6 protein-coding genes, 4 tRNA genes and 1 pseudogene are annotated in these 8722 nt (G+C 72.4%); 4 read left to right on the forward strand and 7 right to left on the reverse strand.

Going from position 1 to position 8722, the window contains the following annotated elements; translation table 11 throughout:
* Position 1 precedes the first annotated feature (1 nt).
* The 6 genes from QMK28_RS17995 to QMK28_RS18020 all read right to left on the reverse strand — a co-directional run bounded on the left by QMK28_RS17995 (position 2) and on the right by QMK28_RS18020 (position 5276).
* A tRNA-Lys gene (locus tag QMK28_RS17995) sits at positions 2–74 on the reverse strand.
* A gap of 314 nt (positions 75–388) precedes the next feature.
* Positions 389–2587 (reverse strand): DEAD/DEAH box helicase, encoded by a 2199-nt coding sequence (locus QMK28_RS18000; protein WP_443050758.1) that lies wholly within the window; start codon positions 2585–2587, stop codon positions 389–391.
* Positions 2588–3148: 561 nt separating this feature from the next.
* A complete protein-coding gene (locus tag QMK28_RS18005) occupies positions 3149–3634 on the reverse strand; it encodes a hypothetical protein (RefSeq protein WP_326439099.1) in 486 nt (161 codons plus the stop codon).
* 231 nt (positions 3635–3865) lie between these two features.
* Complete coding sequence (crcB, locus tag QMK28_RS18010) at positions 3866–4240, reverse strand: fluoride efflux transporter CrcB (RefSeq protein WP_326439101.1); 375 nt, start codon at positions 4238–4240, stop codon at positions 3866–3868.
* Positions 4237–4722, reverse strand: coding sequence for a fluoride efflux transporter FluC (locus tag QMK28_RS18015; RefSeq protein ID WP_326439117.1), 486 nt, complete (start codon positions 4720–4722; stop codon positions 4237–4239). Before QMK28_RS18015 ends, crcB begins: the two co-directional genes overlap by 4 nt.
* A gap of 203 nt (positions 4723–4925) precedes the next feature.
* A complete protein-coding gene (locus tag QMK28_RS18020) occupies positions 4926–5276 on the reverse strand; it encodes a metallopeptidase family protein (RefSeq protein WP_326439103.1) in 351 nt (116 codons plus the stop codon).
* A 155-nt stretch (positions 5277–5431) separates the two neighbouring features.
* Here QMK28_RS18020 and QMK28_RS18025 point away from each other — a divergent pair.
* The 4 genes and pseudogenes from QMK28_RS18025 to QMK28_RS18040 all read left to right on the forward strand — a co-directional run bounded on the left by QMK28_RS18025 (position 5432) and on the right by QMK28_RS18040 (position 7411).
* Positions 5432–7010, forward strand: a pseudogene (locus QMK28_RS18025) (metallophosphoesterase family protein).
* A 135-nt stretch (positions 7011–7145) separates the two neighbouring features.
* A tRNA-Glu gene (locus QMK28_RS18030) sits at positions 7146–7218 on the forward strand.
* A gap of 40 nt (positions 7219–7258) precedes the next feature.
* A tRNA-Asp gene (locus QMK28_RS18035) sits at positions 7259–7333 on the forward strand.
* A gap of 4 nt (positions 7334–7337) precedes the next feature.
* Positions 7338–7411, forward strand: a tRNA-Phe gene (locus QMK28_RS18040).
* 108 nt (positions 7412–7519) lie between these two features.
* Here the strand turns inward: QMK28_RS18040 and QMK28_RS18045 are convergent.
* Positions 7520–8623: an ABC transporter permease gene (locus tag QMK28_RS18045; RefSeq protein ID WP_326439105.1), complete on the reverse strand. Its 1104-nt coding sequence runs from the start codon at positions 8621–8623 to the stop codon at positions 7520–7522.
* Between the last annotated feature and the right edge of the window lie 99 nt (positions 8624–8722).

Consider the following 8722-nt stretch of genomic DNA (forward strand, 5'->3'; position numbering starts at 1 on the left):
GTGGGTCATCAGGGGCTCGAACCCTGAACCAATGGATTAAAAGTCCACTGCTCTGCCGATTGAGCTAATGACCCGCCCCCGCAGCATAGCCGGGTCACCCGCCCGGCCCCGAGCCGATATCCCCCGAGACGGCCCTTCGGGGTCGATCGTCCGTCAGGAACCGGACGTTACGGGAGGGTTCGCCGGGGCGCGTACGGGGCCGTACGCGCCCGTACGCGCCCCGCGACGGAACTCCGCACCACAGGCGGAACGCAGCCCTGGAACGCAGCAGGGCCCGTACGACACGAGGTGTCGTACGGGCCCTGCTCAATGCCGAGCGGCTCAATGCCGAGCGGTACGGCGGTCAGGCGGCCGGGCCGCCGGGCCGCCCTCACGCCGGATCACTGGATCAGCGGTTCCAGCGCGGCTTGTCGTCACGACGGCCGAAGGAGCCGGTGCTCGTGCCGGTGCCGGTGCTGCGGTCGTCGCGGCGGCCGGCCGGACGGTCGGCGCCTGCGCGGGAGGCACCACCGGTCGAGGGACGGTCGTCACGACGGTCGCGGTTGACCGGGCGGTCGCCGCCGCCGGAGCGGTAGCCACCGGAGGCCGGACGGTCGCCGCCGGAGCGGAAGCCGCCGGAGGAGGCCGGACGGTCGCTGCGGCCGGCCGGACGGCCGGCACCCGAGGAGGGGCGGTCGTCACGGTTGAACGACGGACGGCTGCCGCCGGAGGACGGACGGTCGTCGCGGTTGAACGAGCGGCCACCACCCGAGGACGGACGGTCGTCGCGGTTGAAGGAACGGCCGCCACCGGACGAGGGGCGGTCGTCGCGGTTGAACGAACGGCCACCGCCCGAGGAGGAGCGGTCGTCGCGACGGAAGCCGCCACCACCCGAGGACGGACGGCCACCGGAGGAGCGGTCGTCACGGTTGAAGGAGCGGCCACCACCCGAGGAGCGGTCGTCGCGGTTGAAGTTGCCACGGTCGTCACGACGCTCAGGAGCGGCCTGTGCGGGCACCGCGGCGGCTTCGGCGGCGAGCTCGGCCGCGTCGGCGGCGGCCTTCTCGGCGATCGCCTCGTCCGGGTCCTCGCCACGCTCACGGGCGGAGCGCCCGGTGAGGCGGTTCGCCTCCTCGCGCAGCTCGGTCGCCCGACGCTGGAGCTGCTCCAGCTGCTTGTTCAGGTCCTTCAGCTCGCGCTCGGCCTGCTTGGCCGAGTTGGAGGCCGACTCGGCCTGCACGTCGGTGAGCGAGCGGGCGCCGGTGATGGCGGCCACGTCCTCGTCGAACGCGCCGGCTCCGCCGATGATGTGGCGCGAGGCGTCGACGCCCGCGTCCTCCATCAGCCGGAAGATGGTCTTGCGCTGGTGCGGCAGGGCCAGTGAGACGACCACGCCGCTCTTGCCGGCACGGGCGGTACGGCCCGAGCGGTGCAGGTAGTCCTTGTGGTCGCCGGCCGGGTCCACGTTCAGGACCAGGTCGATGCCGTCCACGTGGATACCGCGCGCGGCGACGTCGGTGGCGACCAGGACGTTGACCCGGCTGCCCTTGAAGTCCTCCAGCACCCGGGTACGGGCGCCCTGCGTCATACCGCCGTGCAGCGCGTCGGCCTGCACGCCGGAGTCGACGAGCTGCTCCGCGATGCGGTCGGCGCCCATCTGGGTGCGCACGAAGATGATCGTGCGGCCCTTGCGGGCGGCGATGGCGGCCGTGACCGGCGCCTTGTCCTTCGGCTTCACGACGAGGACGTGGTGGGTCATGGTCGTGACCGCGCCCTGGGCCGCGTCGACCTCGTGCGTGACCGGGTTCTGCAGGTAGCGCTTGACCAGGGTGCCGATCTCGTTCTCCATGGTGGCGGAGAACAGCATCCGCTGGCCGCCCGCCGGCACCAGGTCGAGGATCTCGGTGACCTCGGGCAGGAAGCCCATGTCGGACATCTGGTCGGCCTCATCGAGGACCGCGATCTCGACCTTGTCGAGGTACGCGGCGCCGCGGTTGATGATGTCGCGCAGTCGGCCCGGGGTGGCGACCAGGATGTCGACGCCGCGCTCCAGCGCGTACATCTGGTTCGACATCGAGGTGCCGCCGCAGACGACCTTCATCTTGAGACCGAGCACATCGCCGTACGGCTGAAGCGCGTCGGCGACCTGCATCGCGAGCTCGCGGGTCGGGGTGAGGATCAGGCCGCGGGGGCGCTTCTTCTCGGTGTGACCGCCGCTCAGCTGCGTCAGCAGCGGCAGGCCGAAGGAGAGCGTCTTACCGGAGCCGGTACGTCCGCGGCCGAGGATGTCCTTGCCGGCCAGGGCGTCCGGGATGGTCGCGGCCTGGATCGGGAACGGCGAGGTGACGCCGTTCTGGGCCATCTTGCGGACGACGGAGTCGGGCAGACCGAGCTGGGTGAAGGTGAGCTTCGGGTTGCCGTCCTCGTCGAGGTCGTCGTCGGCGTCGTCAGCTTCGGCGTCAGCGGCGATGTCGTCGGCGTCGTCGGCGTCGTCGGCGTCGTCAGCGACGGGGGTCTCGACGGCGGGGGCCTTGACGGCGGCGGGGGTCTCTACGACCTCTGCGGCCTTGGCCTCCGCGGCGTCGGCGGCCTTGGCGTTCTCGATGATGTCGGCGATCTTGACCTTCTCAACGATCTTGACCGGCTCGACGATCTCGGGGACGACGACGATCTCGGCGACGACGGGGGCGTCGGTGATGTCGGCGGGCTTCACGACATCGGCGATGTCGGTGACCTCGACGACGTCAGTGGCCTCGACGACCGCGACGGTCTCGGTTACTTCGGCGAGCGAGACGCCGGCGGCGACGGCTGCGGCCGTCTCGTTGGCGTCTTCGTTCTCGGGCATGACTGTGTTGTCAGTTGTAGAAATGGACATGCGAAATGCGAAACCTCTCGGAGTTTCGGCACGCGCCCAAACTCCGTGTAGTTCGCAAACGACCGCCTCTATGCGGTCTGCCACGGCAAGGTAGGAACGCGCCACGCGGCGCTCTTCGGATCGGCGCCGGGCAAATGGGATCAAACGATCTACTACCTTACTCACACACTCCCCGTACTGGCAAATCTCCTCCCTGAGGCACCTCCGCGACACCCCTCGAAGCCCCTCCCAGGAGCGGACTCGAGGCTCTCCCGGCCCCCGGAATGCCCACCGGCCCCGCGCCTTCGGTCCCGCTCAGTTCCCCGGCCCCGCCTGCGCCGAGGCGACCGGCTCCCGCGGCGACTCCGACGGGCCGGGGGGCGACGGGGAGGGCGGCTCCGGCGTGCTGGGCCGCGGGCTCGGGCTGCTCGGGCGGGGCGGTGTGGGACGCGAGGTCGGGCGCTCGGGCGGCCGGGAGCGCGTGGCCGTCGCTCGCGGCGGTTCGGGGCGGTTCGGACGCCCCGCCTGCCTGCCCGGCTTCGCGTCGGACGAGGACGCCGACGACGACTTCGAGCCGCCCGTCTTCTTCTCGTGCGGCGCTTTGCCGTTCGTCCGCACCTTCCCGGGCGCGCCCGTGCCGGTGCCGGCCGTGGTGTCCGCGCCGCCCTTCCCGGGACCGCCGCCGCCCGGCTCGGCCGTGCCGCCCCGGTGCTTCGCCGCGCCGGACGGCTTCGGCGTCCCGGGGTCACTCACACTCATACAGCCGCTCAGCACGGCGGCGACCGCGAAAGCTGCGGCCACACGGACAGGGGTTCGAGCGGGAAACGGGCGCACGGACGGGCACCTCCGGGGCGCTGGGGACTGGCTCCCTGCCCAACTCCGCACAGGCGGCGCAGGACACGCCCGGCACGCGCCGCGCAGCCGGATCTCCGGCTGTCCGTTCGTGATTCCCGTCACGCCCGATCGCCCGGCGCGGAACGGCCCTCGGCGCGGCAGATCCGCAGCGCAGCAGATCCGCAGCGCGCCGGCGCCTCAGCGCAGCAAGCCCTCGGCCAGCGTCGCGCCCAGGAACACCGAGCCGAGCCCGACCAGCAGCGAGGCGACGACGTTCGCCGCGGCCAGGAACTTCCAGCCGCGCTCGGCGAGCCGCAGCGTCTCGTACGAGAAGGTCGAATAGGTCGTCAGCGCTCCGCACAGCCCGGTTCCGAGCAGCAGTTGCAGCTGCGAGGAGGCCGCGCCGACCGTCACCGCCCCGGTCAGCGTCCCCAGCACGAGGCTGCCCGCCGTGTTGACGACGAACGTTCCCCACGGGAACACCGAGTCGTGCCGGGCCTGCACCGCACGGTCCGTCAGGTAGCGCAGCGGAGCCCCGGCCGCGGCCCCCGCGACCACCAGCAGCCAGCTCACCCGACCCCCTCCCGTGCTCGCCCGGCCGCCGCCCCGGCCCCGCCCTGGCGGCGGCTCACGGCGGCCCGGGTCAGCGCCGCCGCCGCCCACACCGCGCCGAGCGCGACGACCAGCGTGCCCGCCAGGTACGCCACGGCGGTCAGCGCGCCGCCCGCCTCCTCGCGCGCCAGCAGCTTCGAGATGTCCACGGCGTACGTCGAGAAGGTGGTGAAGCCGCCCAGCACGCCGGTGCCCAGGAACGGCCGGACCAGCGGATGCGCCGAGCCCCGCTCGCTGACCAGCACCATCAGCACCCCGATCAGCGCGCAGCCGGCCACATTGACGCCGAAGGTGCCCCACGGGAACGCGCCGCCCCGCACCGGCCAGGCCAGCGAGACGCCGTAGCGCGCGGACGCCCCCAGCGCGCCGCCCGCCGCGATCACGGCGAGCACCCGCCACAGGCCGCGTCCCGCGGTCTCCGCGCGCTGGGCGCCGATGTGCAGGTCGACGTCCGGGTCGATCACCAGGCCGGCGTCGGGCAGGGGGCGGCTGCCGTCCGGCACGGGCGGGTTGCCGGGGACCGGCGCGCCGTGCCCGCCGTGCGGCACTGGTCCGTCGGCCGGCACCGGCCCGTCGGCCGGCTGCCCGCTCGCCGCCCGCCCGTTGCCGGTGTCCGGCCCGCCGTCCGGCCCGCCGCCCCGCCGGGTCATCCGTAGCCCAGGGCGTGCAGCCGTTCGTCGTCGATCCCGAAGTGGTGCGCGATCTCGTGAACGACCGTCACCTCGGTCTCGGCGACGACCTCCTCGCGGTCCTCGCACATGCGCAGGGTGGGACCTCGGTAGATCGTGATCCGGTCCGGCAGCACCCCGGCGTACCACTCCCCCCGGTCGGTCAGCGGCGTCCCCTCGTACAACCCGAGCAGTTGGGGGTCCTCCGGCCCCGGCTCGTCCTCCACGAACACCGCGACGTTGTCCATCAGCCGCGTCAACTCCGGCGGAATCCGGTCCAACGCCTCGGCCACCAGTTCCTCGAACTCCTCGCGCGTCATCTCCAGCACCCGCCCATTGTCGGCCAAGAGCGCCGCCCGCGCCGGGAAGGGACCGGGAGCCCCCTCCGGGAGGGCCTGGGAGGGCCCGCCGGGAGGGGCGCGGCCGTACAGCCGACCGGCTCGCCCACCGCTTAGCCGGACCGCCGCGCGGGCATACCGCAGCAATGGCCCGCGAACCATCCCGTTCCATCAGCGCGCCGGCCGCCGGCGCACTGCGCCGCTACCGCGCGTTCGTCCACGCGGCCGACTCCGCGCCGACCTCCGCGCTCACCCACACCCCCCACCCGTACGCCCGTGCGGCCGGCCTGGTCGCGGTCGTGCTGCTCGGCGCCTGGCTCGGGCTGCTGATCGTCGGCAGCGTCCGCGCGCCCGTCGGGCCGATGGACACCCGGATGACGCTGCGGCCGTCCTTCTCCGGCGGCACGAAGGTCAATGTCTCGCCGCTCGGCGCGCTGGAGCTGAACAGCCATCACGCGCCGATCCGGCTCGACGTCGACGTCGACCGGCTCGACCCGATACGGGCCCAGGCGCTGGTGAAGCACCCCGGAGCGGATCAGCGGCCTGCAGGACGAGGTCGTGCACGATGTGGCCGGCGGCACCCTGGACCTCGCGGTCCGGTCCTGCGTCGCCGTGGTGTCCGGGGCGACCGCGCTGGGCCTGGCCGTCTACCGCCGCCCGCGACGGGCGCTCGCGGCCGGCGGCCTGGCGCTGGCGCTGCTCGCCGCGTCCGGCGCGAGCGCGTACGCGACCTGGAACCCGAAGTCCGTGCTGGAGCCGAAGTTCTCCGGGCTGCTGAGCAGCGCGCCGAGCGTCGTCGGCAACGCCCGCAGCATCGTCAGCGACTTCGATGTCTACCAGCGGGAGCTGGCCCGGCTGGTCACCAATGTGACCAAGCTCTACGACGCGACCTCGACGCTGCCCACGTACGAGCCCGACCCGACCACCACGCGGGTGCTGCACGTCTCCGACATCCATCTGAACCCGGCCGCCTGGAAGATCATCCAGTCGCTCGTGAAGCAGTACGAGATCGACGTGATCGTCGACACCGGCGACACCATGGACCACGGCACCGCGCCGGAGAACGGCTTCACCGAGGCCATCCCCTCGCTCGGGGCGCCCTACGTCTGGGTGCGGGGCAACCACGACTCCATCGACACCCAGGAGTCGATGGCCAAGCGCAAGGGCGTCCGGGTGCTGGACGACGGCAAAGCGGTGAACGTCGCCGGGCTGCGCATCGCGGGCGTCGGCGACCCCCAGTTCACCCCGGACCGGTCCATCGAGGCGTCCGGCGACCCGGCCGAGCGCGTCGCGGGCCGCGAACTCGCCGCGGCGATCAAGGCGCAGCGGGCGGCGGGTACGCCGGTGGACATCGCCATCGCGCACAACCCGGTGGCGGCCCGCGAGACGGACGGCACGGTGCCGCTCGCGCTGACCGGCCACACCCACGTGCAGAAGGCGGAGGTGCTCGAACACGGCACCCGGTTGATGACGGAGGGCTCCACGGGCGGCGGCGGGCTGCGCGCGGTCGAGGGCGCCGGTCCCGCGCCGGTGCAGGCCTCGATCCTCTATCTGGACCGGGACACCCGGCGGATCCAGGCCTGGGACGAGATCACGCTGGGCGGGCTCGGGCTCTCCACGGCCGAGGTCAGCCGCCATCTGCCCAAGGAGAACCGGCCGGGGGCGTCGCCTTCGGACAGCCCGGGGAGCGCCGGGAGCTCTGGGAGTACGTCCCCGCAGTCCTGACCGCAGCCCTGATCGCAGCCCTGATCGGGGAGCCGGCCAGGGGGTCGGGTCAACCGTTTTGGCGAACCCTCCTTCCATCCCATATGCTTCTCACGTCCCCGACGGCGTCGAGACAACGCCACCGGCGGGCCATCAGCCCTCATCGTCTAGTGGCCCAGGACGCCGCCCTTTCAAGGCGGTAGCACGGGTTCGAATCCCGTTGGGGGTACGCAAGAAACGTGTGCGAGACTTGTGCTCGCACATTGCAAGGTCCTGTGGAGCAGCTTGGAGTGCTCGCCACCCTGTCAAGGTGGAGGCCGCGGGTTCAAATCCCGTCAGGACCGCTGCGGCTGGGTAGCTCAGTTGGTACGAGCGACCGCCTGAAAAGCGGTAGGTCGCCGGTTCGACCCCGGCCCCAGCCACCGCACGAGAGAAGCCCCCTCCTTCGGGAGTGGGGCTTCTTTCGTCTGTCCGGGTTGATCGCGGGGCCGGGCTGATCGGGTGTCCGGCTGCTCGCCCGGCGCGGGCCGCTACGCGTGCGCCGGCTCCTTCTCCCGGCCGCCCGGGTGCCGGTGCCGCCAGATCCAGAAGACCGCGCACGATACGAGCGCCCAGCCGGCCAGCACCAGGAACGGTGCGGCGGTCTGGTGCCCGCCGAAGTAGACCGCCGTGTGCTGGGCGTTGATCGAGGCCCCCGGCGGCAGCCAGCGGCCGATGTGCCCGAGCACGGACGGGAGCAGCGGCCAGGAGACCGCGCCGCCCGACGACGGGTTGCCGAGCAGCACCATCAGGCCCCACGTCGGGATCATCGCCCAGCGCCCCATCAGGGTGTTGAACATCGTGAAGACCATGCCGGACGTGAACAGCGTCAGCGCCAGGATGCTCCAGGACTCGGTGAACGGCAGATCCAGCGCGCCCAGCAGCCAGTCCGCCACCGCCGCGATGGTGAAGCCGCCGAGCAGCGCGTAACCGGCCGTGAAGGCGATCCGCTCCGCCGGGTTCAGGCCGCGCGCGTGCACGCTCAGCTGGATCGCCCCCACGAAGCCGATGATCACGGCGGCCAGCGAGATGTAGAACAGCGCCAGCCCGCGCGGATCGCCCTTCTGGAGCGGCTTCACGTCCTTGATCGTGACCGGCACGCCCACCTGCTCGCCCACCTTGGGCGCGGCTTCGGCCAGCAGCTGCGCGACCGACGCGCCCGCCGCCCCCGACAGGTCCATCGCGACGCCGCCGCCCTCACGCACCCGCAGCACCGCGAAGACCCGCTGCTCCTCGACGGCCTGGCGCGCCTTCGCGTACAAGCCGTAGTCGTGGAGTTCTAGGGAGGTGTCGAGCGCCTTCTCCATGCCCTCGATGAAGAGCGCCTCGCGGCTGTGCGCGCCCTTCTCGATGCCGACGACCGCCGTCGGGATGTGCCGCGGGGTCGGGTCGGCCATGGCGTACGTGTACGAACCGGCGAAGAGGCCGGCCGCCGCCGCGAGGATGAACATCAGCACGGTCGCCGCGAAGAACGGCGACTCCTTGAACGCGCCCCAGTGTTCGGCTCCGGTCTTGCGGCGGCCGGGCGCGCCGTGGGGGTGGGGGTGGCCGTCTGCAAGGTCGGGAGCGGGGGGTGCCCCTATGTCTTTCGTCAACCCCGAGCTGCCTGTCTTGTGATGATTCGTCCATGTCGGGTTCATGCGGCGAGTTCGACGTTCTTGGCGGTGCGGGGTTCGTAGAAGGTGCCGTTGCGG

Origin of the sequence: Streptomyces sp. H27-D2 (assembly GCF_035828615.1) — a bacterium.
Lineage (GTDB): Bacteria > Actinomycetota > Actinomycetes > Streptomycetales > Streptomycetaceae > Streptomyces.